The organism is uncultured Anaerococcus sp., assembly GCF_963512375.1.
GTDB lineage: Bacteria > Bacillota > Clostridia > Tissierellales > Peptoniphilaceae > Anaerococcus.
This window is the reverse complement of record NZ_CAUPMI010000009.1, coordinates 56,715-82,754: the sequence shown is the minus strand read 5'-3', so window position 1 is coordinate 82,754 and position 26,040 is coordinate 56,715. Positions and strand designations below refer to the sequence as shown.

21 protein-coding genes and 1 pseudogene are annotated in these 26,040 nt (G+C 36.2%); 18 read left to right on the top strand and 4 right to left on the bottom strand.

The genetic code is table 11. The features are described from left to right. A pseudogene (locus RRB46_RS05520) lies at window positions 1-453 on the top strand (hypothetical protein); the annotation flags it as partial. Window positions 454-877: 424 nt separating this feature from the next. Here the strand turns inward: RRB46_RS05520 and RRB46_RS05515 are convergent. Together RRB46_RS05515 and RRB46_RS05510 are read right to left on the bottom strand one after the other, a co-directional pair. Beyond that, on the bottom strand, window positions 878-1,057 hold the full coding sequence (locus RRB46_RS05515) for a hypothetical protein (protein WP_234025809.1): 180 nt from the start codon (window positions 1,055-1,057) through the stop codon (window positions 878-880). A gap of 186 nt (window positions 1,058-1,243) precedes the next feature. Next, a complete protein-coding gene (locus tag RRB46_RS05510; protein WP_296125883.1) occupies window positions 1,244-1,759 on the bottom strand; it encodes an FprA family A-type flavoprotein in 516 nt (171 codons plus the stop codon). Window positions 1,760-2,464: 705 nt separating this feature from the next. Here RRB46_RS05510 and RRB46_RS05505 point away from each other — a divergent pair. Both RRB46_RS05505 and RRB46_RS05500 read left to right on the top strand, forming a co-directional pair. After that, window positions 2,465-3,358 (top strand): class B sortase, encoded by an 894-nt coding sequence (locus RRB46_RS05505; RefSeq protein ID WP_311537785.1) that lies wholly within the window; start codon window positions 2,465-2,467, stop codon window positions 3,356-3,358. 106 nt (window positions 3,359-3,464) lie between these two features. Further along, window positions 3,465-4,805: an MATE family efflux transporter gene (locus tag RRB46_RS05500; protein WP_311537784.1), complete on the top strand. Its 1,341-nt coding sequence runs from the start codon at window positions 3,465-3,467 to the stop codon at window positions 4,803-4,805. A gap of 64 nt (window positions 4,806-4,869) precedes the next feature. Here the strand turns inward: RRB46_RS05500 and tpx are convergent, their stop codons facing one another. Further along, the gene (tpx, locus tag RRB46_RS05495; RefSeq protein WP_296125892.1) at window positions 4,870-5,370 is read right to left on the bottom strand and encodes a thiol peroxidase; all 501 of its coding nucleotides are present in this window, start codon (window positions 5,368-5,370) and stop codon (window positions 4,870-4,872) included. A 254-nt stretch (window positions 5,371-5,624) separates the two neighbouring features. Here tpx and RRB46_RS05490 point away from each other — a divergent pair, with 254 nt between their 5' ends. The 15 genes from RRB46_RS05490 (at window position 5,625) to RRB46_RS05420 (ending at window position 23,194) form a co-directional block, all read left to right on the top strand. Then, window positions 5,625-6,146: a PTS glucose transporter subunit IIA gene (locus RRB46_RS05490; RefSeq protein WP_311537783.1), complete on the top strand. Its 522-nt coding sequence runs from the start codon at window positions 5,625-5,627 to the stop codon at window positions 6,144-6,146. A 237-nt stretch (window positions 6,147-6,383) separates the two neighbouring features. Beyond that, the gene (locus RRB46_RS05485; RefSeq protein WP_311537782.1) at window positions 6,384-8,036 is read left to right on the top strand and encodes an alpha-glucosidase; all 1,653 of its coding nucleotides are present in this window, start codon (window positions 6,384-6,386) and stop codon (window positions 8,034-8,036) included. Window positions 8,037-8,045: 9 nt separating this feature from the next. Further along, the gene (locus RRB46_RS05480) at window positions 8,046-9,638 is read left to right on the top strand and encodes an alpha-glucoside-specific PTS transporter subunit IIBC (protein ID WP_311537781.1); all 1,593 of its coding nucleotides are present in this window, start codon (window positions 8,046-8,048) and stop codon (window positions 9,636-9,638) included. Window positions 9,639-9,669: 31 nt separating this feature from the next. Then, the gene (locus RRB46_RS05475) at window positions 9,670-10,998 is read left to right on the top strand and encodes a 6-phospho-alpha-glucosidase (RefSeq protein WP_311537780.1); all 1,329 of its coding nucleotides are present in this window, start codon (window positions 9,670-9,672) and stop codon (window positions 10,996-10,998) included. A 64-nt stretch (window positions 10,999-11,062) separates the two neighbouring features. After that, window positions 11,063-11,737 carry a MurR/RpiR family transcriptional regulator gene (locus RRB46_RS05470; RefSeq protein WP_311537779.1) on the top strand — a complete coding sequence of 225 codons (675 nt, stop codon included), beginning with the start codon at window positions 11,063-11,065 and terminating at the stop codon, window positions 11,735-11,737. A gap of 13 nt (window positions 11,738-11,750) precedes the next feature. Next, window positions 11,751-12,500 carry a MurR/RpiR family transcriptional regulator gene (locus tag RRB46_RS05465; protein WP_311537778.1) on the top strand — a complete coding sequence of 250 codons (750 nt, stop codon included), beginning with the start codon at window positions 11,751-11,753 and terminating at the stop codon, window positions 12,498-12,500. 113 nt (window positions 12,501-12,613) lie between these two features. Continuing rightward, window positions 12,614-13,021 (top strand): 30S ribosomal protein S12, encoded by a 408-nt coding sequence (gene rpsL, locus RRB46_RS05460; protein ID WP_106459857.1) that lies wholly within the window; start codon window positions 12,614-12,616, stop codon window positions 13,019-13,021. 116 nt (window positions 13,022-13,137) lie between these two features. After that, window positions 13,138-13,608, top strand: coding sequence for a 30S ribosomal protein S7 (gene rpsG, locus RRB46_RS05455; protein ID WP_106459858.1), 471 nt, complete (start codon window positions 13,138-13,140; stop codon window positions 13,606-13,608). Between the two features lie 12 nt (window positions 13,609-13,620). Beyond that, on the top strand, window positions 13,621-15,693 hold the full coding sequence (fusA, locus tag RRB46_RS05450; RefSeq protein WP_296125914.1) for an elongation factor G: 2,073 nt from the start codon (window positions 13,621-13,623) through the stop codon (window positions 15,691-15,693). Between the two features lie 18 nt (window positions 15,694-15,711). Beyond that, complete coding sequence (gene tuf, locus RRB46_RS05445) at window positions 15,712-16,908, top strand: elongation factor Tu (protein ID WP_311537107.1); 1,197 nt, start codon at window positions 15,712-15,714, stop codon at window positions 16,906-16,908. A gap of 262 nt (window positions 16,909-17,170) precedes the next feature. After that, window positions 17,171-19,426 (top strand): formate C-acetyltransferase, encoded by a 2,256-nt coding sequence (gene pflB / locus RRB46_RS05440; protein WP_311537777.1) that lies wholly within the window; start codon window positions 17,171-17,173, stop codon window positions 19,424-19,426. A 128-nt stretch (window positions 19,427-19,554) separates the two neighbouring features. Next, on the top strand, window positions 19,555-20,271 hold the full coding sequence (gene pflA / locus RRB46_RS05435) for a pyruvate formate-lyase-activating protein (protein ID WP_311537776.1): 717 nt from the start codon (window positions 19,555-19,557) through the stop codon (window positions 20,269-20,271). Window positions 20,272-20,280: 9 nt separating this feature from the next. Further along, entirely contained in the window at window positions 20,281-20,952 is a 672-nt protein-coding gene (locus tag RRB46_RS05430) for a Crp/Fnr family transcriptional regulator (protein WP_296127980.1), read from the top strand. A 27-nt stretch (window positions 20,953-20,979) separates the two neighbouring features. Beyond that, on the top strand, window positions 20,980-21,792 hold the full coding sequence (locus tag RRB46_RS05425) for a putative ABC transporter permease (protein WP_311537775.1): 813 nt from the start codon (window positions 20,980-20,982) through the stop codon (window positions 21,790-21,792). Window positions 21,793-21,856: 64 nt separating this feature from the next. After that, a complete protein-coding gene (locus RRB46_RS05420) occupies window positions 21,857-23,194 on the top strand; it encodes a hypothetical protein (protein ID WP_297690272.1) in 1,338 nt (445 codons plus the stop codon). A gap of 63 nt (window positions 23,195-23,257) precedes the next feature. On the opposite strand, the gene RRB46_RS05415 is transcribed toward RRB46_RS05420, so the two are convergent. Continuing rightward, on the bottom strand, window positions 23,258-25,969 hold the full coding sequence (locus RRB46_RS05415) for an ATP-binding cassette domain-containing protein (RefSeq protein ID WP_311537774.1): 2,712 nt from the start codon (window positions 25,967-25,969) through the stop codon (window positions 23,258-23,260). Window positions 25,970-26,040: the final 71 nt, after the last annotated feature.

Genomic DNA, 26,040 nt, shown 5'->3' with positions numbered 1-26,040 from the left:
GAAGATCCTTCTGAAATTCCTTCAGAAGATCCTTCTGAAATTCCTTCAGAAGATCCTTCTGAAATTCCTTCAGAAGATCATTCTGTAATTCCTTCAGATAATCCTTCTGAAATTCCTTCTGAAAATCCACAAATTCCAGAAATAAATCTAGCTCATAAGAGTGAAAATTCAAAAGATAATCAAGGATTAGTAGTGGAGGCAAGCTTAGAAACTAAAGAGCTTAAAGGAGATCCTTCAAAAGACAATACCTTAGTTCAAAATGCTAAGGAAGATAAGGATAAAGAAGAAGCAAAGGAAAATAAGAGCCAAAGAAGTGAAGAAAAATCACAAGAAAAGAATGAGAAAGCTCCAAAAAGCACAAATGTTAAAACAGGAGTAGAGAGCCTATCATCAGTAGTGATGGGATTATTTGCAGCAAGCCTTGCCTTATTCAAGACTAAAAAAAGAAAATAAAAAGACCTAATATAAACTAAGTAAATATTAGATCTGATACCAGAGTTAGCATAAAGCTTGCTCTGGTATTTTTTTGTCTTAGAATTTTTAGATTGGAAAATCATCTCTAGGATTTTAATAAAATCACAAGCATAAAGATTTTCAAATTAAAAGCCCTCATTAAAGTTGAGTACTTTAAGTTCTATTTTTTGTTATCCATATCAGCTTTGATGGCCTTAGCAAGGGCTTCAATTTCTTCTACTTGTTCCATCTTCACACCAGAATTGATTTTAACATCTTATCCTACATAGTCAAGCTTAGTTTGAGATAGGATTTCCTTTGAAATCTCGAGACTTCTTCCGCCCCAAGACCAGTTGTTTAGGAAAGAAACAGTTTTATTGCTAAAGCCTGTTCCAACAAGTTCTCTTAGGAAGGCATCTATCTTTTAGTAAAGACCAGAGTTGTAGTTGATTGGTGCAAATACTGAGTGAAAGAATCTGTGGCAGTGGCTATTTTGATAAGAAACATAAAAAGCAGCCAGATCATAAATCTTGATATTTTCAACCCCTAACTCAGCTAGCTTTGTTACAAGAATGTCGGCTACTTCTTCGGTATCTCCATACATTAATGCGTAAACTATAACGACACCTTTTTTTCGCTGTGAAGGTTGACCACTTGTTATACTTATCAATTATGAAATTGATAGGTTGTTCGTCCTTATAAACAGGACCATGGAGAGGAAGAATGGCAAGGTCGTTGATGTTCATGAAGGCATTTTGTACCATTTTCCGAACTTACCAACTATATTGATTTAATATCTTATAGCTTGATATAGCCAATCACCTTTGTGGATAACATTCTTGGCATCTACATGACCTTCAATTACATTAAAGGCACCAAAAACATCTGCTGAGAAGAGAAGACATTCAGTTGTTTCGTAAGTCATCATAACTTCTGGCCAGTGAACCATTGGAGTGAAAACAAATTTGAGATTTCTCTTACCGATATTTACTTCATCTCCATCTTTTACTTCCACATATCTATCCTTTAATTCATCATTGTAGAATTGTTCATAGAACTTGAAGGTCGTGGCATTGCCAACAAACTTAGCATTTGGGCATTCTTTTAAACAAAAATCAATATTTCTACAGTGGCCTGGCTCCATGTGCTCAACAATTAAATAATCTAAGTCTTCTCCGTTATGAGCTGCCTTAACATTTTCTATATATCTTCTAGTAAAGGCTGCATCTACTGAATCACACAAAACGTTCTTTTCGTCTTTATTAAGGTAAGAGTTGTAGGAAACACCATTTGTCAATTCGAACATATTTTCGAATCTGTCAATCTTTCTGTCGTTAACTCCAACTCAATAGATATTATCTAATATTTCTACTATATTGTGTATCTTATCTTCTTTGAAACTCCTTTTATTTGTTTTGTTACATTGTTAACTATACTAGATATTTAGTAAAATTTAATTATATATTAATGATTATTATTATCGGTAATAATCTAAAAAAATTAAATATATATTTTGACAAGAAATTATGGTAGAAATAATTTATATTGGCATAAATAAGGTAAAAATAATTGCAAAAACTTGCCAAACATTCAGGTTTAGTTGATAAAGATGGGGATGTTATTAATTTAAAGCAAACGCTTATGAGTGATGCGATTTCAACAGCTGCTAGTGCCTTGGTATGGACATCAACCGTAACAACAGTTGTAGAATCATAAGCTGGTATAGCAGAGGGTTGAAGGACAGGACTTACATCGCTTACAACAGCGGCCCTATTTTTGTTCTCTTTAATCTTCGTTCCACTAATTGCGATAATTCCAGCCCAAGTTACAGCTCCAGCTCTAATTTTTGTCTTTAGATATGCTTTTATAACCTTAGGATAGGAGAATAAATGACAAATTTTGTTTTAATTGGGGAGGTTTTTTATTTTTATAATACTTGTTATTTTATTAAAAATTTGTATTTTCCTAGAGAAATCAGATGAAAAGTGTAGAATATAAGCCAGGAGATAATATGAAAAAGAATTATTCTAATATTTTATGGGCTCTTGCCTTTGTTTTATTATTCGTTTTTCTATATAGGAATGATAGGCTGACTCAGGAGAAGATTGCTTATTATCAAGCAGAAAATATGAGGAGATTTTATTCTAGTAAGAGAATTGACAAGGCTAGGGAAGAGGAAGTAAATAATATTGTAAAGAAGGCTGATGAAGGAAGACTTTTGGCCTTTCTAAAAGAAAAAATACGAGAGGAATCGGATGCTGAAGCGGCTGCTGGGGTTAATTATGTAAGAGAACTTCAGAAGACCTACCCTCAAGTTAAGGGTAGGATTATCATCGATGGTACTTCGATTGATTTTCCTGTGGTCCAGGGTGATGATAATGAATTTTATCTTGACCATGATTATGACAATTCCTACTATATCAATGGAGGGGTCTTTATTGACTATGTCCACAAGGGGGATTTTTCTGACCAAAACACCGTAATCTACGGCCATAATGTGAGAATTGGTTATATTTTCCACGACTTGGATAAGTTTAGGGATAAGAATTTTATCAAAAAGCATTCGGAGATAATTATTGATACACCCGTGGCAAGGAGGACCTTTGAGGTGATTTGTGCCATGGATGTCCATGTTGATGATGATTATAGGTTTAATTATTATGACGATGATGAATTTGAAGAATATCTTAAACTGATTAGTGAGAATAATATCCTTGAAGATAGGCCCCTACCAAAAAAGGATGATAAGCTTTTAACCCTATCTACTTGTTCAGATGTTAGGGATAGGTATGCTATTGTGGCTGTTGAGAAAAAAGAAGCCTATGTAAATAAAAAGGATTTTAATTATCCTAGGGCAATAGCATCATTAAGAAAAAGACAAGGTCAAAATATATCTATATATTAATTTAAGCAAAGAATCTTCCCAAAGACAGGAAGATTTTTTGTGTCTTTTACTTTGATTTTTTGATGGCTTATCATATATTAGTATTAATTAGAAAGACAGGAATTTTATGGATCATTATTTAACAAATGAGTCACCATCTAAGGCTATTAGCAAGTTTGCTCTGCCAATGGTGGTGGGCTCGCTTTTTCAACAAATTTATACCCTAGTCGATTCGGCTGTGGTTGGCAAATATGTGGGTGAGGCTGCCCTTGCGTCAATTGGGGCAAGCTTTGCCCTCACTACGATTTTTATCTGTATTGGCATAGGTGGAGGTGCTGGGGCATCGGTCCTCATAGCCAGATATTTCGGTGCCAAGGATTATAAGAGGATGAAGACTGCGATTTTCACTTCGATTATAGGATTTTTAATCCTTGCCCTTGGCCTTTCGGCCTTTGGTTTAATTTTTGCAAAAAATCTCATGGTTTTACTTAGGACACCTGATGAAATCCTTGACATGGCTGTCTTATACTTAAATATTTATTTTTATGGCCTGCCATTTTTATTTATGTATAATATCATCTCAGCCCTCTACCAGGCCTTGGGAGAATCGAAGATTCCTCTATATTTTTTGATTTTCTCATCGATTTTAAATGTGATTTTGGATATATTTTTTGTAAGAGATTGGGGCTTTGGCCTAGCTGGAGCAGCCTACGCTACCCTACTTGCCCAGGGCTTGTCTGCTGTCCTATCTTTTGGGGTTTTTATAATAAGACTTAGAAAAATTAAGACTGAAAAGACAAAGATTTTTGACAAAAAAGAGCTAGGTCACATTTCTCACCTAGCCATCCCATCTATTATCCAGCAATCAACCATCACAATTGGCCAGCTTCTGGTTCAATCTGTGGTAAATTCCTTTGGAGTGGGTATGCTGGCAGGATTTTCTGCAGCCATGAGGGTAGAAAGTCTGATAATTGTACCGATAACAAGCCTGGGCAATGCCTTATCGTCTTACACCTCTCAAAATGTGGGAGCAAAAAAGCTTGAAAGATTAGAAAAGGGTCTTAGAGCATCCTTGGTTATGGTTGGGATTTATTCGGTGGTGGTTTTAATCTATTTGAAATTTAATTCAACAAATATTATTGCCTATTTCATGAATGAATCTTCATCAAGCCTTGCCAGGGACACAGGTATGGCTTATCTGGACTTCATCGGATACTTCTTCATCCTGGTAGGATCAAAACACTGCGTAGATGGCATCCTTAGGGGAGTGGGCGATGTAAAAGTCTTCACCCTAGCTAATATAATAAATTTAACAATAAGGGTCAGCCTATCAATGGCTCTAGCCCATAAGGTCGGTATAGCCATGGTCTGGTATGCAGTACCTCTTGGTTGGCTAGCTAATCTGGTGATTTCTACAATCTACTATAAAAAAATCAAGAAAAGAAACTATCACTTACAATTCAATTAATAGAAAAATTTACAAAAAAAAGATGGTCATCAGAGAAAATCTCTTTAACCATCTTTTTTCATATTTAGATTAATTCTTTAACTTTTTCTAAAGCAGCATCAAAGTTTACTTCGTGAGTTACTTCTGGAACATATTCTACATAGGCTACCTTGCCATCTTTATCGATTATTACGATACCTCTTGTAAGAAGCTTAAGCTCATCGATTAAGAAGCCATATTTTTCACCAAATTCTCTATTCTTGTAGTCTGAAACTGTGATTGTGTTACCTATTTCGTAAGCATCGCAGAATCTTTTTTGAGCAAATGGAAGGTCTACTGTTATATTTACTATAGCCACATCGTCTGAAAGGTCGCTTGCTTCTTTGTTAAATCTTTGAGCTTGGAATGCACAAACGCTAGTATCAAGTGATGGAGCAGCCGAAATTACAACTACCTTTCCCTTTAGTTCATCAAGCTTAAAATCTGAAAGATCAGCCTTTGTAGCTGTAAAGTTTTGGGCCTCATCGCCTACTTTTACTTCTTTTCCAACAAGTGTAATCTTATCTCCTGCAAATGTAATATCCATAATTAATTTCCTCCTAATTTTTATCTAGTCCTTAAGGATCCATTTAGAATTCTTAGGATCTTAACAATTTTTTACCTTCTAAGATAATTATACCCTCTTAAGTAGTTTTTAATATATTTTTTATAAAATTTTAGACCTAAAATTGTCATGTTTTTAAATAAAAAGGTCTTAATTTTTGTTAGAATATATACAAAAAATTTTACAAGGCTATTATATTGGGTATACTTAATAATAAATAATTATTGGAGGTAGTTATGAGTTTAAAATCTTTTATGAGTAATTTATTTAAGGGAAATGACAAAAAGGAAAGTGAAAATATCACAGAGGAAATTATCAAAGCACCCCTTAGCGGCAAGGTTTTAAAGCTTGAACAGATAAAAGATCCTGCTTTTTCTTCTGGTATGCTAGGTAAAGGTCTTGCTATTGATCCTGCTGATGGAAAAGTTTGTTCACCTGTAGATGGTAAGATAAGCATGTTATTTGATACTTGCCATGCCGTTGGTATAACTTCTGATAAGGGAGTTGAGATTTTAATTCACATTGGTATGGATACAGTTGAGCTAAAGGGCAAGGGCTTTGTATCTCATATCAAAAACGGCGATAGGGTAAAGGCAGGCCAAGACCTAATCGATGTAGACCTTGATCTAGTAAGGGCAGAAGGCTATGAAATTGTGACACCTATTGTTGTTACAAATGTCGATATCATTAAATCATTTAAAGAAACAGGAAAGCCTGAAGTAAATCAAGGCGACGAATTATTGAGAGTTGAATTATAATATTATTTTTTTTGCATAAAGACGGGGAAGTTTTCCTCGTTTTTTCTTTGCTTTATTGAAATTGACAAAATGTGAAATTTCATAATTTTAAAAAAATATTCGTCTCAAGATACAAATCCCTAATTATAGCCGTTTATTGACATTTAGTTTGCTGGTTGTTATTATATAAATATACAAATTAAATCTGTATAATTTTTATTGTTATCATTGCGTGAATAAGTATCAAAGGAGGATGGTGTGAAAAAGTGGTGGCAAAATGAGATTGTTTATCAAATATATCCGAGAAGCTTTAAAGATTCTAATAGTGATGGATATGGTGATATAAATGGAATTATATCAAAATTAGATTACATAAAAAAATTAGGAGTTACTATGATTTGGTTAACTCCAGTCTATAAATCTCCTATGGCTGATAATGGATATGATATAAGCGATTATTATTATATCAATGAGGAATTTGGTACTATGGAGGATTTTGATAAGCTTATTGATGAGTGCAATATTCGAGATATAAAGATAATGATGGACATGGTTTTAAACCATACTAGTGATGAACATCCTTGGTTTAAAGAAGCCCTTAAAGATCCAACTAGTAAGTATCATGATTACTACATTTTCAAAGCAAGTAAGGAAGTACCTAACAATTGGAGGGGACAATTTGGAGGTAGTGCGTGGGAAAAGGTAGATGGACGAGATGAATACTATCTACATACCTATCACATCAAACAACCTGATTTAAATTGGGAAAATCCGAAGTTAAGAGAAGAAATTTATAAAATGATTCAGTGGTGGATTGACAAGGGGATTAAGGCATTTAGGTTAGATGCTATAAACCACATTAAGAAAAATCCTTCATATGCTAGTATAGAGCCTGATGGATATGATGGCCTTGCAGCTATTAAGAAAATGGGAAGAAACCAAGAAGGCTTAGGGGAATTTTTAACTGAGTTAAACGAAAGGGTATTTAAGCCAAATAACTGTATGACAGTTGCTGAAACAGCCGGCCTTACCAATGAAATGTATAAAGATTTTATAGGAAAAGATGGTTATTTCTCCCTGGTTTTCGACTTCAGGCATACTGCCCTAGAGTTGGAGTCAGGTTCTGAGTGGTATTCAAGAAAAGAATGGGAATTAAAAGATCTCAACGATACCTTGATGGAAACCCAAACCAATATTCAAAAATATGGCTGGTCAGGTATATATTTTGAAAACCACGATCAACCAAGGTCTACTAGCAAGTACCTAGGAAACTACGATGAAAATGAAGATGCAATTAAAATGCTTGGAGCATATTTCTTCTTCATGCATGGGGTTCCTTTTATCTACCAAGGCCAGGAACTAGGTATGAAAAACTTTGTTAGAAAATCTATCGAGGATTTTGACGATATTGACTCAATAAACCAATACCACAGAGCAATTAACGAAGGATATAGCGAAGAGGAAGCCTTATTTATTGTAAATTCCAGAAGTAGGGATAATGCTAGGGTGCCATTTGCTTGGGATGACTCATCCTATGTAGGTTTTAGTGATGTTAATCCTTGGCTTATGCCTTTAGATGATAATTCTAAGCACAATGCAAAAAGCGAAGAAAAAGAAAATAGTATCTTAAATTTCTATAGGTCTATGATTGACTTTAGAAAAAATAGCGATATTTCAGAAATTTTAATTTATGGAAAACTAGAACCAGTAGAAACAAAGACAAAAGATGTTTTTGCTTATAGGAGAAAGTTAGATTCAAAATCAGTCTTATGTATATTTAACTTTAATGACAAGGATGTAAATGTAGAAATAAACAAGGGCGAGATTTTGTTTAGCAATTACCATATGGAACAAGCACAGGAAGGGACATTAAAACCATTCCAAATGAATATTTTAGATGAAAATAATTAGGAGTTTAATATGATGGAGAAAATTCAAAGATTTGGAGGTGCTATGTATGCACCAGCCATGTTATTTGCAATCACAGGTGTGTTAATAGGTTTTGGAACTTTATTTACTACAGAAGTTGTAATGGGACAAATTGCAGCAGAGGGTACAGTTTGGTATCAATTTTGGAATGTTGTCATGCAAGGAGCTTGGACAATTTTTAACCAACTACCAATTTTATTTGCAGTTAGTTTACCAATAACCCTTGCTAAAAAGCAACCAGCTAGGGCCTGTATGGAAGCTTTGGTTTTATACCTTGTGTTCAACAATTATGTATCAGCAATGCTAAGCAATTGGGGAGCATCATTTGGAGTGGATTTTAGCCAAGATGTTGGTGGTTCAAGTGGACTAGCCTTGATTGCAAACATCAAAACCCTAGATATGGGAATGATGGGAGCGATTTTAGTATCAGGTATTGCAATATTTTTACATAATAAATATTTTGAAAAAAGACTACCTGAGTGGCTCGGAGTTTTTAAGGGTTCAGCCTTAGTTGTAGGAATTGGCTTTATAGTAATGTTGCCTGTTGCCTTACTATCATGTCTATTATGGCCACATGCTCAAAACTTAATTTCTATGCTACAAACATTTATGCTTAATTCAGGAAAATTAGGAATATGGGTCTTTATTTTCTTAGAAAGATTCTTAATACCTACAGGTCTTCACCACTTAATTCTAACTCCAGTATTCTTTGATTCAGCCTTGGTACCAGGTGGTATCAGTGCTGCTTGGGCACAGATGTTACCAGAAATTGCAAGAACAACAGAACCAATTATCAGCCAAGCCCCATGGGCAGCATTTTTAGCTACTGGTTGGGCAAAGATGTTTGGTAGTGTTGGAGCAGCTTTGGCATTATATTACACTGCAAGGCCAGAAAATAAGAAAAAAGTAGCGGGTCTACTTATACCTGTTACTTTAACAGCTTTAGTTACCGGTATAACTGAACCATTGGAATTTACATTTTTATTCGTAGCTCCAGCCTTATTCTTTGTCCATTCCTTACTAGCAGCAACTTTTGCTGTAATTGCAAATATATTTGGTGTGGCAGGCGATATAGCAGGTGGTTTAATAGGATTTTTCACTTTAAATATCCTACCTTTATCAGCTAACCACTGGAGAGAGTATTTACCAATATTAGTTATAGCACCAGCTGCTGTTGCAACTTGGTATTATGCCTTTAGATTTTTAATAAAGAAATTTGATTTCAAAACTCCTGGTAGGGAGATGGATGAGGAATCAGTAAAACTTTATTCGAAAAATGACTACAAGAATAAGAATAATACTTCTAAGGTTGGTGAAAATCAAAGCACATTTTCTGATAAATTTGATATAATGGCAGAAGAAATCCTAGCAGGCTTAGGTGGTAGTGAAAATATTGATGACTTTACTAATTGTGTTACTAGATTGAGGGTAAAGGTAAATGATCCTGATAAAGTCACAGATGATAATTATTTCAAAGAAATCGGAACTTACGGCACTGCAAGAAACGGAAAATCGGTCCATGTAATTGTTGGTATGGATATCCAATATGTGGCAGACGCTTTTGGTAAAATTTTAGATAAATAATAGGCATTTAGAATTAGTATAGGAGAAAATAATGAAAAAACAACATTCAATCGTAGTAGCTGGTGGTGGTTCAACATTTACACCAGGAATCATAGGAATGCTTCTAGATAACCTAGATAGATTCCCATTAAGATCAATCAAACTTTATGACAATGACGAAAAAAGACAAGAAGTAATAGGCAAAGCTCTTGAAATTCTTTTAAAAGAAAGACATCCAGAAATTAAGTTCACTTACACAACAGATCCAAAAGAAGGATTTACAGATGTTGATTTTGTACTTGCCCAACTAAGAGTTGGTAAATATGAGATGCGTGATAGGGATGAGAAGGTTCCATTAAAACACGGCTGCATCGGTCAAGAAACATGTGGACCAGGCGGACTTTCTTATGGTATGAGATCAATTGGTGGCGTACTAGAAATCCTTGATTACATGGAAGAATATTCACCAGATGCTTGGATGCTAAACTACTCAAACCCAGCAGCAATAGTAGCAGAAGCGACAAGAAGACTAAGACCAAATTCAAAAATCATCAACATCTGCGATATGCCAATCGACCTAATGTATAAGATGGCAGATATGGTTGGCCTAAAAGAATGGCAAGAACTTGACTTCTCATACTATGGCCTAAACCACTTTGGCTGGTTTACAGCTATATCTGACAAAGAAGGCAACGATCTAATGCCACAAATTAAAAAACACGTAGCAGTTAATGGATTTGCTGATGGTATAGGAACAGCTCAACACCTTGATCCATCATGGGTTGAGACATTCACAAAGGCAAAAGACGTCTATGCCCTAGATCCAGAAACGATTCCAAACACCTACCTAAAATACTACTTCTACCCTGACTTTGTACTAGAGCACACAAATCCAGAACACACAAGAGTAGATGAAGTAAGAGAAGGAAGAGAAAAAGAAGTATTTGGTTTCTGCCAAAATATCATAGATAAGGGAACAGCAGAAGGTATTGAAATAGAACTAGATGCTCACGCAACCTACATCGTAGACCTAGCAATAGCTTTAGCAGAAAACACAAAAGAAAGATTCCTCCTAATAGTAGAAAACCAAGGTGCAGTTCCAAACTTTGACCCAACAGCTATGGTAGAAATTCCATGCCTAGTGGGCAAAAATGGAATCGAAAGAATTAACCAAGGACCAATCCCACAATTCCAGAAAGGTCTAATGGAACAACAAGTATCAGTAGAAAAACTTGTGGTAGAAGCTTGGATAGAAGGATCTTACCTAAAAATGTGGCAAGCCCTAACCCTATCAGCAACAGTTCCATCAGCAAAAGTAGCAAAAGAGTTACTAGATGACCTAATCGAAGCAAACAAGGGTTACTGGCCAGAACTTAACTAATACAATAACTGATATTAAAAATCTCTACTTAGCGTATAATGCAGGTAGAGATTTTTTTATTGAGGTGATTAAAATTAGTTTAGAAAAACTTATAAGAGATAATGAAAACAAATTTACCCAGACAGATTATATAATTGCCAATGAATTATTAAAGAAGGGACTTAATTATAACCTTACAATCAACGAATTTGCAAGCCTCTGTTTTACTTCCAGGACATCGATCCTTAGATTTGCCAAAAAATTAGGTTTTAATGGTTACAATGACCTAAAATACTATATGCTAAATGAAAAAATAGATATAGTAAATTCTACCCAAGACCCATACGATAAAAAGAAAGAGACTATATATAGAAAGATAGAAAAAATTGACAGGGCCTTTATATATGGAAATGGGGCCTACGAAGATATTATAAAAGAAGCTATAAAAAGGCTCTTATCTGATGTGGGAATATTAGGTGAAACTTATGCAGGTGCTGAGGAGATAGTAGCCTTTAACAAGGAAATGCTAGAAAATAGTCTGGTAGTGATAGTAGATTTTGATGATGATGAAAGAAGCCAAGAGCTAATGTTTCAAATAGCATCCATTCCTTGCGCAAGATTAATTGTAGGAAGTGAGTACAAGTCGATGACAAAGAGTGATTATAATATTTTTCTATCTGAAGAAAAGGGCAAGATAAGGCTAATAAGCCCCTATATAAGAGAATTAGAAAAGTTTTTTAAAGGCTATTTAGAAAGGTAAAACCATGCTTTTGATGAATTTAGTAAGGGAAAATTACAACGATTTAAACACAAACGACCTTAGAATATATTCTTATATAGTACAAAATAAGGAAGAAGCCAAGGACCTATCCATAAATGAAATGGCTGATATCTTAAATCTCAGTACAAGTTCAATTATGACTTTTACAAAGAAAATAGGCCTTGAAGGCTACAGCGAGCTAAGGTATATAATCAAACGGTCTAAAGATGAAAATAGCTTACAGTTTGATGATAATGAAATCGAATATACCAAAAATGACGTAAACCTAACTATGACCATGCTGGCTTCATTGAACCTGGATGGTTTATTTGAATCTTTAAATAAGGCAGGAAATATTTTTGTGATAGGCAATGGCTATACCCAGCTAAATGTAGCAGAAGAACTTAAGAGGAATTTCCTAAATGTCGGTAAGATTGTAAATATAATCGATCAAGAATCTGATTATGATAGGCATAAGGAAATCATAAAAGAAAGAGATGTGGTCTTTGTCCTATCATTTAGTGGTGAAAATAAAATCTTAATCGAATTTATAAAATCTATAAATAAGAATGTAACTATAGCTTCAATTACAAAGCTATCAAATAATACAATTTCACATCTGGCTGATTACAATATATCCTTTGTTACTCATGAGGTTTTTAGTTTTGATCAAAGGATGAAAATTTCCCCAACGGCTCAATTTTATTTGGCAATTGACTTTATAATCTTAAAATACCTATCATATTTGAGTAAGAAAAACTAGTTTTATGTAAAAATAAGTAAATTACTTGACAATAAGTCACTTAACGTGTAAGATAGTTAAGGATTGGCAGGAATTGCCAATTTATTAAATTTTAAAAGAACAGGAGGTGCATTATGCCAACAATTAATCAACTTGTTAGAAAAGGTAGAAAGAGCGAGAAATCAAAATCAGATACTCCAGCTTTAGGTTACAACTTCAACACTCTTAAGAGTAGAATGACTCCAAACCAATCACCACAAAAACGTGGGGTTTGTACATCAGTAAGAACTGTAACACCTAAAAAGCCTAACTCAGCTTTAAGAAAGATTGCCAGAGTAAGACTTACAAACGGAGCTGAAGTACTTTCTTACATTCCAGGAATTGGACACAACCTTCAAGAACACAGCGTTGTACTAATCAGAGGTGGTAGGGTAAAAGACCTTCCAGGTGTTAGATACCACATCATCAGAGGTACACTTGATACAGCAGGTGTTGACGGAAGAAAACAAGGTAGATCTAAATACGGAGCAAAAAGAGGCTAGTAATTAGTTAAGGTAAGTGCATAATGTGCCTATTAATATAAAGGTATGTCACGCACTTTACGATTAAGATCGAGTACTCAAGATATTACACATAATTGGTAAAGGAGGGAAGAAAAGTGTCAAGAAAAGGACATATACCAAAAAGAGAGGTAATGCCTGATGCCAAGTATAACGATAGAGTTGTAACAAAGCTTATCAACAATGTTATGCTAGATGGTAAAAAAGGCCTTGCTACAAAAATAGTTTATGAAGCTTTTGATAAAGTTGAAGAAACTACTGGAACAAACGCTTTAGAAGTGTTCCAACAAGCTATGGAAAATATAATGCCTACTCTAGAAGTTAAGGCAAGAAGAATCGGTGGTGCAAACTACCAAGTACCAATGGAAGTTAGACCAGAAAGAAGACAAACACTAGCCCTAAGATGGTTAGTAAATTTCTCTCGTGCTAGAGGCGAAAGAACAATGGTTGAAAGACTTTCTAAAGAAATTATCGATGCATCAAACAATGCGGGTGCCGCAGTTAAGAGAAAAGAAGAGATGCATAGGGCAGCAGAAGCTAATAAGGCTTTCGCGCACTTTAGATATTAGTTAGGGGGATAGATGCCTAGACAGGTTGCACTTAAAGATACCAGAAATATAGGAATTATGGCCCACATAGACGCAGGTAAAACTACTTGTACAGAAAGAATCCTATACTACACTGGTAAAATTTATAAAATCGGAGATACCCACGATGGAACAGCAGTAATGGATTCCATGGACCAAGAAAAAGAACGTGGTATCACAATAGGATCTGCTGCAACAACAGCATTTTGGAAAAACCATAGAATTAATATTATCGATACACCAGGCCACGTTGACTTTACTGTAGAGGTTGAAAGATCACTAAGAGTACTAGACTCAGCAGTAGCCCTATTCGATGCTAAAAGTGGTGTAGAACCACAATCTGAAACTGTTTGGAGACAAGCTGACAAGTACAACATCCCAAGAATTTGTTTTATAAACAAAATGGATGCTACAGGTGCAGATTTCTTCATGGCAGTAGATACAATAAAAGATAAATTAAAAGCAAATGCAGTACCATTAGAAATTCCTATAGGAAGCGAACAATCTTTTGAAGGTGCTGTAGACCTTGTAACTATGCAAGCAGTCACATATTCATCTGAAGACCTTGGAGCTCATCCAAAATATTCTGAAATCCCAGCTGAATTAAAAGATCAAGCTGAAGAATACAGAAACAACCTTCTTGAAGAATTATCAGAAGTTGATGATACAATCATGATGAAATACCTAGAAGGCGAAGAAGTAACTGAAGATGAAATCAAATCAGCAATCAGAAAAGCAACTATAGCACAAAAAATATTCCCATGTCTACTAGGTTCAGCTTACAAAAACAAGGGAGTACAACCACTACTAGATGCAATAATAGACTACATGCCAAGCCCAGTAGATGTACCAGCTATAGATGGCGTTGACCCTAAAGACCCAGATGTTGTAATCGAAAGACATCCTGGAGATGATGAGCCAACAGCAGCCCTAGCATTTAAAGTAGTAACTGACCCATATGTAGGTAAGTTAATCTATGTTAGAATCTATTCAGGTACAATCGAATCTGGTTCATATATATACAATGCTACAAAAGGTAAGAGAGAAAGAGTTGGACGTATCATGCAAATGCACTCTAACAAGCAAGAAGAAATCCCAACAGGTTATGCTGGAGATATCGTAGCTTTATTAGGTCTTAAAGATACAACAACAGGTGATTCCCTATGTGACCAAGATAATCAAATTATCCTAGAACAAATGGAATTCCCAGATCCAGTAATCTCAGTAGCAATCGAACCAAAAACAAGAGCATCTCAAGATAAGATGATCATCGGTCTTCAAAAACTTGCTGAAGAAGATCCAACCTTCCAAACAAGATCAGATGAAGAAACAGGTCAAACAATTATCTCAGGTATGGGCGAGCTTCACCTTGAAATCATCGTAGACAGACTTCTAAGAGAATTCAAAGTAGAAGCAAACATCGGTAACCCACAAGTAGCTTACAGAGAATCAATTACTAAAGAAGCAGAAGCTCAAGGTAAGTTTGTAAGACAATCAGGTGGTTCTGGACAATACGGTGATGTTATGCTTAAGGTTGAACCAGGCGAAGAAGGTTCAGGAATCACATTCGAATCTAAAATCGTTGGTGGTGCAGTTCCAAAAGAATACATCAGACCAGTTGAAGAAGGTGTTAGAGAAGCTGCAGCAGCAGGTGTACTTGGCGGTTACCCAATGGTAGACGTTCATGTAACCCTATTTGACGGATCTTACCACGAAGTCGACTCATCAGAAGTAGCCTTCCACGTAGCAGGATCAATCGGATTTAAGAATGCTGTAGAAAAAGCAGGCCCAGTCCTACTAGAACCAATCGAAAAAGTTGAAATTACTACTCCAGACGAGTATCTTGGAGATGTAATGGGTGATGTATCATCAAGAAGAGGAAAGATAGACGGTATGAATCCAAAAGACGGAATCCACGTACTAGATGCCTTCATTCCACTATCAGAAATGTTCGGATATGCTACAGACCTAAGAAGTAAGACCCAAGGTAGAGCAACCTACTCAATGGGCTTTGACCACTATGCTGAAGTTCCAGCATCAGTAAGAGATGAAGTAATTAATAAATAATTAATATAGGAGAGAAAAATGAGTAAACAAACATTTGAAAGAAGCAAACCACATATTAATATTGGTACAATCGGCCACGTAGACCACGGTAAAACAACAACAACAGCAGCAATCACTCAAGCCCTAAACAAAAAATACGGCACAGGTGAATACATCGATTACGAACACATCGATAAAGCTCCAGAAGAAAGAGAACGTGGAATCACAATCAACACATCAGTAGTAGAATACGAAACAGAAAAAAGACACTACGCACACATCGACGCTCCAGGCCACGCTGACTACGTTAAAAACATGATCACAGGTGCAGCACAAATGGACGGTGCAATAATCGTAGTATCTGCAGCAGATGGTCCAATGCCACAAACAAGAGAACACATCCTACTAGCAAGACAGGTAGGTATACCAAAAATCGCAGTATTCTTAAACAAAGAAGACCAAGTAGATGACCCAGAACTAATCGAACTAGTAGAAATGGAAGTAAGAGACCTACTAAACGAATACGACTTCGACGGCGACAACTGCCCAGTAGTAGTAGGATCAGCACTAAAATCACTAGAAGAAGGCGGAGAAGGTCCATGGTCAGACAAAATTCTTGAACTAATGGCAGATGTAGATGAATACTTCGACATCCCAGAAAGAGACAACGACCAACCATTCCTAATGCCAGTAGAAGACGTAATGACAATCTCAGGCCGTGGAACAGTAGCAACAGGTAGAGTAGAAAAAGGAACACTAAAAGTAGGCGATACAGTAGAAATCGTAGGACTAACAGAGAAAACATCTCAAGCAGTAGTAACAGGTGTAGAAATGTTCCATAAATCACTAGACCAAGCAGAATCAGGAGACAACGTAGGAGTACTTCTAAGAGGAGTTCAAAGAGACGAAATCTCAAGAGGACAAGTACTAGCAAAACCAGGTTCAGTACACCCACACACAGAATTCGAAGGTCAAGTATACGTACTAACCAAAGAAGAAGGTGGACGTCACACACCATTCTTCTCAGGCTACAGACCACAATTCTTCTTCAGAACAACAGATGTTACAGGTGACATCCAACTAGAAGACGGAGTAGAAATGGTAATGCCAGGAGACAACGCAACATTCAAGATCACACTTCAAAAGCCAATCGCTCTAGAAGAAGGTCTAAGATTCGCTGTTCGTGAAGGTGGTAGAACAGTAGCATCAGGAGTTGTTTCTAAAATCGTTAAGTAGTCCCACACTGTACGGGTGACGGATGAAATCCGTCATTTCTGAGACGAGGCAAAGCCGAGTCCAGAAAACTAAGCGAGAAGAAGCAAAGCTTCTTCGAGAGGATAATTTAATTAATAAGAATCCAAAACATAAAGACAAGCTTTCGGGCTTGTCTTTTTTAATGGTCTTGTGACTAAGGTCACATACAAGAAAACTTTTTCCATATATAATATAGACAGAAAATAAAAAAGCTTAGCTTTTAAAAAATATATTAGGAGGAAGTATGGAAAAATTAGCATACGATGGATTTAAGGGGCAGAAGTGGAAGGATGAAATTAACGTTCGTGATTTTATCCAAGAAAACTACACACCTTATGAGGGAAGTGATGAATTTTTAGCTGGTAAGAGTGAAAAAACTACAAAACTATTTGACCAAGTAGAAGAATTAATTAATAAAGAAATAAGAGATTCTTACAGAAATGCAGATACAAGCAGGTTTTCCTCTATAGATGGGTTTGACGCAGGCTATATTGACAAGGAAAACGAAGTTATAGTTGGTCTTCAAACTGATGAAGTTCTTAAAAGAATAGTTAACCCTTATGGTGGCTACAGGATGGTTGAGCAATCTCTTGAGGCTTATGGTCAAGAGATGGATCCTGTTCAAGCTAAGTATTTTAAAGAATTTAGAAAAACTCATAATGAGGGTGTTTTCGATGCCTATACAAAGGATATGAGAAAGGCAAGAACTGTGGGACTTTTGACAGGTTTGCCAGATGCCTATGGTCGAGGTAGGATAATCGGCGATTACAGGAGAGTTGCCCTTTATGGTATCGACAGGCTAGTTGAAGAGAAGAAAAAAGACTTAGATAAGATTGAAATTGACGAAAATAACCTAGAAGCAACCATAAGACTTAGGGAAGAAGTTAGTGAGCAAATAAGAGCCCTTGGCAAGATCAAAAATATGGCAGCTAAGTATGGTATTGATATTTCTAAACCTGCCACTAATGCTAGGGAAGCTGCACAATTTTTATACTTAGGCTACCTAGCCGCTGTTAAGGAAAACAACGGGGCTGCCATGTCAATTGGTAGAAATGCAGGTTTCTTAGATATTTATATCAAAAGAGATATGGATAGGGGTATCCTAGATGAACTTGGTGCCCAAGAAATAATTGACCAACTTGTTATAAAATTAAGACTTGTTCGCCACCTTAGAACCCCAGACTATGATGAAGTTTTCGGGGGAGACCCAACTTGGGTAACAGAATCAATAGGTGGTATGGGCCTTGATGGTAGGACTCTTGTAACAAAGACAGCCTTCAGATACCTAAACACCCTTATAAACCTAGGATCAGCTCCAGAACCAAACATGACAATCCTTTGGGCTGAAAAACTTCCTGAAGGTTGGAAGAAATTCTGTTCTAAGGTTTCTATCCTTACAGATTCTATCCAATACGAAAATGATGACCTAATGAGAAATATGTACGGCGATGACTATGCCATAGCTTGTTGTGTATCTGCTATGGAAGTTGGTAAGGAAATGCAATTCTTTGGTGCTCGTGCCAACCTTGCAAAATCACTCCTTTACTCAATAAATGGGGGAGTTGACGAAAAGAAGAAAAACAAGGATGGCAGCCTAATTAGACTCTTTGACAATATCGAGCCAATTACTACAGAATATCTTGACTATGATCAAGTCCTTGCAAATTACAAAAAAGTCTTATCTGAATTAGCAGGTCTTTATGTGAAGACCCTTGATGTTATCCACTTCATGCATGACAAATACGCTTATGAAGCAGGACAAATGGCTCTTCATGATACCTATGTTAAGAGAAACCTAGCAACAGGTGTGGCAGGTCTTTCAATTGCGGCTGACTCACTTTCTGCAATTAAATATGCAAAAGTTAAAGCAGTTAGGGATGAAAATGGCATAGCAATCGACTTTGAGACAGAGGGTGATTTCCCTAAATATGGTAACGATGATGACAGGGTAGACCAAATCGCTGTTTACATCCTAACCTATTTCTCAAATGAACTAAAGAAACATGCTACCTATAAAAACGCAAAATTAACTCTTTCTGCCCTTACAATTACATCAAATGTAATGTATGGTAAAAAGACAGGTACAACACCAGATGGTAGGAAGGCGGGCGAACCATTTGCTCCTGGTGCAAATCCAATGCACGGCAGGGATGAGTCAGGCGCTCTAGCAAGCCTAAACTCAGTAGCTAAGCTTCCTTACGAATGTGTATGTGAAGATGGTATTTCAAATACCTTCTCTATAGTGCCAGATGCCCTAGGTAAGGAAGAAGAGGTAAGGATAGAAAATCTAGTAAATATAATGGATGGCTACTTTGGCCAAGACGCCTTCCACCTAAATGTTAACGTCCTACAAAGGGAAAAATTACTAGATGCCTACCATAACCCAGATAAATATCCAAACCTAACAATCAGAGTGTCAGGATATGCTGTTCACTTTAACAGGCTCACAGATGAGCAAAAGAGAGAAGTCCTAGAAAGAACCTTCCATCAAACAAGATAGGAAAATATTTTAAAAATATATGTAAGGGGGACTCAGTAGAGTCCCTTGGACTTTTCTTTTATAAGATAAGTACATTTTACTATATACAAAAAAATAATTTTAAATAAGGATAATTTTAAGGAGTTTATATGAAAGTTCATTCTATAGAAACAATGGGACTAGTTGATGGACCTGGGATTAGGACTGTATTTTTCCTATCAGGTTGCCCTTTAAGATGTGCTTTTTGTCACAATCCTGACACCCAATCACCTACTTTTGGTAGGGGATTTAGCCTGGATGAATTGGTAAAGATGGCCCTTAGGATGAAACCTTATTATAAAAATAGAGGCGGCGTTACCTTATCAGGTGGTGAGCCTCTTTTTAGTGGAGAATTTGTCCTTGATGCCATAAGAGCTCTTCATAAGGAAGGAATCCATGTGGCAATCGACACTTCAGGTATTGGAAATCCAAAATATAACAAGGATATAGTAAGGGAAGCTGACCTTATTATTCTTGATATAAAACACTATGACCCTTACTTTTTTAAGGCCCTCACAGGAATTGATCAAAAGCCTCTTCGTGATTTTATGAAGCTAATAGAAGATTCTTCTACCAGGATTTGGATTAGGCATGTAATGATGCCTTTTGTGACAGATACAAAAGAAGACATGGATAAACTTATCGAATTTATATCTCCCCTCAAGAAGAATATTGATAAGTTTGAAATTTTACCTTATCATACCATGGGTGTTGATAAATACAAGCTTTTGGGCAAGGATTATAGGCTTAAAAATATGGAGCCAATGGATAAGGATAAGGCCAAGGCTCTTGAAAAATATGCTAGAGATATGATAAAATCCATATAGGAGTAATATATGGATAGGAATGAAATAAAAATTTTATCATATCTTGATGAAAAAGAACTAAATAGCTTTCGAATTAGGCCTCAGATTTTAGAATATAGGAAGGGAGATATCATATTTTCCTTCGGTGATGAGCCTAATTTTATGTATGTTATCATAGAGGGTTTTGTAAAAATTTCTATGTATCTTACTGATGGTAGGGAGCAGATTTTGTATACTTACAAGAAGGATGATTTCGTAGGGGCCCATAATCTATTGACTGATGAAAATTACTTATATGAGGCCACAGCCCTTGATAAGACAAGGGTTCTTCTTATATCAAAAATTGATTTTGATAATATTTTAAAAAAGAACAATGACATCCTCCTTAAGATTTTGAACCAATCTTTTAGGAGGATTAGGAGGAGTGAAGAGCTTATTGATAGGCTAGTTGGCCTAAATGCTGATATGAAGGTGGCCAAGCTCTTGCTTGATCTGGCCTATGATATAGGAATTGTCAAAAAGGATGGGGTTTTGATCAAATCCCACCTAAGCCGTGAAGAACTTGGCTCTTATTCTGGCGTGGTGAGGGAGACCTTATCTAGGAAGCTATCTAGCTTTGAAGATAGGGGGCTAATAAAAATTATTGACAGGGGCAAGATTTTAATTACAAATATTAAGGCCCTTGAAAAGATGACTTCATAAATAATTTAAATGAGGGGAGATGATTTTATGAATTACTACATAGGATATTTTTTTGTCTATGCCTTTATTGGCTGGGTAATGGAAGTGGCTTACCAAGGAGTCCACAGGGGTAGGTTTATTAATAGGGGATTTTTAAATGGTCCGCTTTGCCCAATTTATGGTTTTGGAGCCCTGGGAGTTATTTATTTTCTGACAGATATAGCAAAGACTAACAAGCTAATTTTATTTATTGGATCTGTCTTTATAGCAACTGCCTTAGAGCTTGTTGGTGGCTTTTTGCTTGAGAAAATCTTTCATAAGAAGTGGTGGGACTATTCAGGGATGCGTTTTAACCTTGGTGGCTACATATGCCTTGAATTTTCAATCCTGTGGGGCCTTGCCTGTTTTGTCTTATATGAGGCAGTCCATCCTATGGTTGTAAGGTTTTTTACATTCTTGCATCCTAAATTTATTTTTTATACCAATCTTATCTTACTAATAATTTTTGCTATAGACCTTGCCCAAACTATCCTCACCCTTGTCGGCTTAAATAAGAAATTTAAGAAGCTAGAAGCAGCTAGCAAGGATATTAGGGAAGTTTCTGATGATATTGGTAAACGTGTCTATGATAGGACTATGGCTATAAAAGAAAAGGGCGAAGAGATTTCTGAAAGACCTGAAATCAAAGAACTTGAAGGAAGGCGTGCTAGGGTTCGCTCTGACCTTAAGGACATAGAAGCAAGGAGAGCTAAGCTTCGTGCTGACCTTATTGATAAATTTGATAAGATGGGTGAGAGAAGAATTATAAAAGCCTTCCCTAACTTACTAGATGATTTGCTAGATAAGATAGATAGGAAATAAGTTTAAAACTATAATATCTTTGAAAAATAGGCAAAAACAAGTATTATTGTAAGATGGAGGAATTATGAACAAAAAAACAATAACGATAATGCTTGCCTATGTAGGAGTCTTAACTGGAGCAGGACTTGCTTCAGGCCAAGAGCTTATGCAATATTTTGTCTCCCTAGGACTTAAAGGCATGGTCGGCATATCTATAGTAGCAGTCTTACATATGCTTATAGGTGGTGTCCTACTTATCCTAGGCAGCCATTATCTAGCAACAGACCATTCAGATGTATTTAGCAAAATAACCAACCAAGTTATTTCAAAATTTATGGATTTTTCCCTTATATTTACCTGTTTTGTAATAGGATTTGTAATGATAGCAGGGGCAGGGTCTAACCTTAACCAGGCCTTTGGAGTAAATATAAATGTCGGTAGGGTAATATGTGCCTTAATGATTGTAATAGTCGGCATGATGGACTTTGATAAGGTTAGTAAGATAATCGGGTCCTTTACACCTTTTATTGTTGTACTTAGCCTAATTGGCGGAATCTATACCTTTACAACAGCAGATATTAATTGGCAAGACCTTGATAATTTTGCAAGGACTCTACCATCAAATTTCAACTCACTTAGCCTTACAGTTTTAAACTATTTTGGTATGTGCCTGATGACAGCCGTATCCATGGGCTTTGTCCTTGGTGGAGATGAACTTGCAAGCGAAGATGCAGGCAGGGGCGGCCTTTTAGGAGGAGCCATAGCTGGAATCATGGGCATAATCATTGCCTTTACCTTATTTATCAGGATAGAAGATGTTTATAGTCTTGATATACCAATGCTTGAAATAATCAAGGAAATCAACCCATATCTTGGAATCTTCATGGCCCTTATAATTTTTGGCATGATTTTTAATACAGGAATTTCCCTATTTTATGCCCTTGCCAGAAGATTTTCAAAGGGAGAGGAAAAGAGATTTAGGCTAATGCTTATAGGCCTTACCCTAGTAGGTTTTATCCTATCTTTTGCAGGCTTTAAAAAGCTAGTTTCCATATTTTATCCAATAATCGGCTATGTGGGAATCTTTATGATAGGCCTTTTAGTCTATGCCTACTTTAAGGAAAGACAAGAAATCAAAAAAGAGTCACTTAAAAGGGTCGGAATTAAGCACTATATGAGAAAAAAGCTTGATGAAGATGTAGAATTTACCGAAAATGATGAGTTTAGACTCAAAAGACTAATAAGTTCTTCTCACATTGATAATAAGGAAATGCTTGAAAAGGCAGAGGAAACCGTCCAAGAAGAGATAGATGCTGAAAATGAAGATTATGATATAGAAGATATCAAAGAAGACATTTCAGATCTTAAAGAAGAGATTAGTAAACTAAAAGAAGAAATTGACCTTCTTAAAGAAGGCAAATAAAAAGAAGCTTAAGCTAGTGGCCCAACCCTTATTTGGATTGGGACCACCGGTTTGGCTTCTTTTTTATTCAGCAGATAAGGCTTCGACTGGGTCCTTGTTTGCTGCTATCCTTGATGGGATGAGCCCTGCTATTAGGCTTAAGGCTACTGAGATTAGGATTAATATAAGAGCGGCTTCTAGAGGAAGCTTGGCTCCGATATCGGCAAAGCCTGACATCTTTACCATTATCCTTGTAATAAAGATATTTAAGATATAGGATAGGCCGACTCCTATGAGACCTGATAAGAGGCCTATTATCATGGTTTCTGCCATAAAGACCTTGTAGATATCTTTTTTGCTAGCACCGATTGCCCTTAAGATTCCAATTTCTTTGGTTCTTTCAAAGACTGAGATATAGGTGATAATTCCAATCATGATTGATGAAACTATGAGAGAGACTCCTACAAAGGCTATGAGTATATAGGAAATTGCCCCAATTATATCTGTGATAGACTTTGAAATTATACCGATTAGGTCGGTAAAGGAGATTTGCTCTTCTATTTTTTTGTCTTGGTTGTATTCATCGATAAACTTCTTTACCTTGTCCCTATTTTCAAAATTGTCTACATAGATTGAAATCTTTGATGGATTTTTTTCTTCTATATAGCCTAGGTTTTCCAGGTTTTTCTTGTAGGAGAAGTCTTTTAGAAACTCATCGTAGATCTCAAGGAAGGTATTTTTATCATCTTCTTTTAAAAGATAATCTACCATTTGCTTGTTATTTTGAGACTCCTTTGGACTAGCAAGACCCTTGCCTGCCATGGCAAGTTTTTTGCTTTCCTCTTGCATTTTCTTCACCAAATCTTCCTTATTTTGAAGAATCCAAGCATTGACCCTTGCAAGGTCAGTTTCGGTTAAATTATTTAGGTAGTCCTTACTTTGCTTTATTTTTTCATCGTCATTTGCTGCCCTAAATTTTAGGCCGTTTAGGACATTGGTATCTTGGTTTTCTCTTTGTTTTTTGATAATCTCCTGATTATTTACATAGTCAATCATATCCTTGGTAAAGCCCTCAGTATAGGCTAGGGGAGTTTGAATTATCCTATTGTCATCATCCTTTGTCTTTTTTGCTATGCCTACGATTTTAAGGGTCTTGGCGTCTTTGATTTTCTCATCTACTTTTGCCTGATTATCTTTGATAGATCCAAAGTTATTGCCTTCTTTTTCGTAATAATCGGAAGGGCTTAGGATTTTATATTCCTTGCCTAGGATTTCTTTTGGATCTAGATTGGCCTTTTTGATGTCAACTTTTTTCTTATCATCCAAATCTCTTAGGATATCTTCATATTCTTTTTTTGGAAGTAAGCCTAATTCATAAAATTTGGACCTTAGGATCTGATTGTTGTAGTCTGTAAAAAGGATTAGTTCATTAGGATTTTCCGGCCAATGACCTGCTACAATTTCGTATTCATCCTTGACCATAGGGGAGATTTGTCCATCCTTAGTAGTAATTAGTTGGGATATATTTGGGTTTTGTTTAGAAGATCCAAAGGCAAATGGGAAATTAAATCCAGCAGGTCTCACGTTTTCAAAATCTGATCCATCTGTATTTACAAGTTCACCCTTTGGGTCCTTTGTGAAGATGTCAAATTTGCCATCGTAGGTGTAGGAGATAAAGTGCTTTCCTACTTCATCAGATAATTTTTGGTCATTAGCCTCTAAATATGACTTGAATTTCTCAAGGTCATTTTCTAAGCTGCTGCCAGAAAGCTTGGACCTATTTTTAAGGCCTATGTCATTTGATGCGACCTTGCTTTGATCTGTGCTTTTATTTTCATCTTTTCCCATTTGGCCGAGGGAAGCTAAGTCGACTGAGCTTTTTTCAATTTCTATAGGATAGGATTTAAGGGCATTTTTCTGGTTTTCTTCGATAAAGTCGCTTGCCCCATTGGATATTGAAAGAATCAGGGCTATGCCTATTATCCCAATTGATCCAGCAAAGGCAGTAAGGAGGGTCCTGGCTTTTTTATTTAAAAGATTGTTAAAGGAAAGACCTAGGGCTGTCTTAAGTTTAAGGGCAATCTTAGAAATCTTGAAATTATCTGTTGTATCAGAATCTTCGTAAGGATTTGAATCTGATATTATTTGACCATCTTTGATACCGATTATCCTTGTGGAATATTTTTCAGCAAGGGACTGGTTGTGGGTTACCATGATTACAAGCTTATCCTTAGCAATTTCCTTTAAAAGGTCCATGATTGCAAGGGATGTCTCGCTATCAAGGGCACCTGTAGGCTCATCAGCCAGAAGGATCTGAGGGTCATTTACTAGGGCTCTGGCAATGGCGACACGCTGCATCTGTCCACCAGAAAGCTCTGAGGGCTTCTTATAAATATGGTCTTTTAAGCCAACTCTTTCTAGGGCCTTGATGGCCTTATCCTTCATATTCCCCGTACCCTTATTAGATAGGGTTAGGGAAAGAATTACATTGTCAAGGACTGTTTGGTGGGAAATAAGGTTGTAGGATTGGAAAATAAAACCTATTCTAACATTCCTATAAAAATCCCAATCCTTATCGGTAAATTTCTTAGTTGACCTTCCGTCTATAATAAGATCGCCCTCATCATAGCGCATAAGACCGCCAATTATATTAAGGAGGGTAGTCTTGCCACCTCCAGACTGGCCTAAGATTGAAACAAATTCATTTTCTCTAAAAGAAATAGATACACCATCAAGGGCCTTCTGGGAAAAGCCCTGAGTGTGGTAAATTTTTGATATATTTTTAAGTTTTAACATATTTTTCCTTTCTGGTCTATTATACATTTTTTCAAACCTATGCAAAGGAGTATAATCTAAGCAAAAAGTAC

Coding starts and splice junctions, on each gene's coding strand:
- pflB (WP_311537777.1), top strand. CDS start 17,171: ATGGAAAAATTAGCATACGATGGATTTAAGGGGCAGAAGTGGAAGGAT.
- tpx (WP_296125892.1), bottom strand. CDS start 5,370: ATGGATATTACATTTGCAGGAGATAAGATTACACTTGTTGGAAAAGAA.
- RRB46_RS05515 (WP_234025809.1), bottom strand. CDS start 1,057: ATGTATGGAGATACCGAAGAAGTAGCCGACATTCTTGTAACAAAGCTA.
- RRB46_RS05415 (WP_311537774.1), bottom strand. CDS start 25,969: ATGTTAAAACTTAAAAATATATCAAAAATTTACCACACTCAGGGCTTT.
- pflA (WP_311537776.1), top strand. CDS start 19,555: ATGAAAGTTCATTCTATAGAAACAATGGGACTAGTTGATGGACCTGGG.
- RRB46_RS05505 (WP_311537785.1), top strand. CDS start 2,465: ATGAAAAAGAATTATTCTAATATTTTATGGGCTCTTGCCTTTGTTTTA.
- RRB46_RS05465 (WP_311537778.1), top strand. CDS start 11,751: ATGAATTTAGTAAGGGAAAATTACAACGATTTAAACACAAACGACCTT.
- fusA (WP_296125914.1), top strand. CDS start 13,621: ATGCCTAGACAGGTTGCACTTAAAGATACCAGAAATATAGGAATTATG.
- RRB46_RS05430 (WP_296127980.1), top strand. CDS start 20,281: ATGGATAGGAATGAAATAAAAATTTTATCATATCTTGATGAAAAAGAA.
- tuf (WP_311537107.1), top strand. CDS start 15,712: ATGAGTAAACAAACATTTGAAAGAAGCAAACCACATATTAATATTGGT.
- RRB46_RS05420 (WP_297690272.1), top strand. CDS start 21,857: ATGAACAAAAAAACAATAACGATAATGCTTGCCTATGTAGGAGTCTTA.
- RRB46_RS05510 (WP_296125883.1), bottom strand. CDS start 1,759: ATGTTCGAATTGACAAATGGTGTTTCCTACAACTCTTACCTTAATAAA.
- RRB46_RS05500 (WP_311537784.1), top strand. CDS start 3,465: ATGGATCATTATTTAACAAATGAGTCACCATCTAAGGCTATTAGCAAG.
- RRB46_RS05425 (WP_311537775.1), top strand. CDS start 20,980: ATGAATTACTACATAGGATATTTTTTTGTCTATGCCTTTATTGGCTGG.
- RRB46_RS05490 (WP_311537783.1), top strand. CDS start 5,625: ATGAGTTTAAAATCTTTTATGAGTAATTTATTTAAGGGAAATGACAAA.
- RRB46_RS05475 (WP_311537780.1), top strand. CDS start 9,670: ATGAAAAAACAACATTCAATCGTAGTAGCTGGTGGTGGTTCAACATTT.
- RRB46_RS05480 (WP_311537781.1), top strand. CDS start 8,046: ATGATGGAGAAAATTCAAAGATTTGGAGGTGCTATGTATGCACCAGCC.
- rpsL (WP_106459857.1), top strand. CDS start 12,614: ATGCCAACAATTAATCAACTTGTTAGAAAAGGTAGAAAGAGCGAGAAA.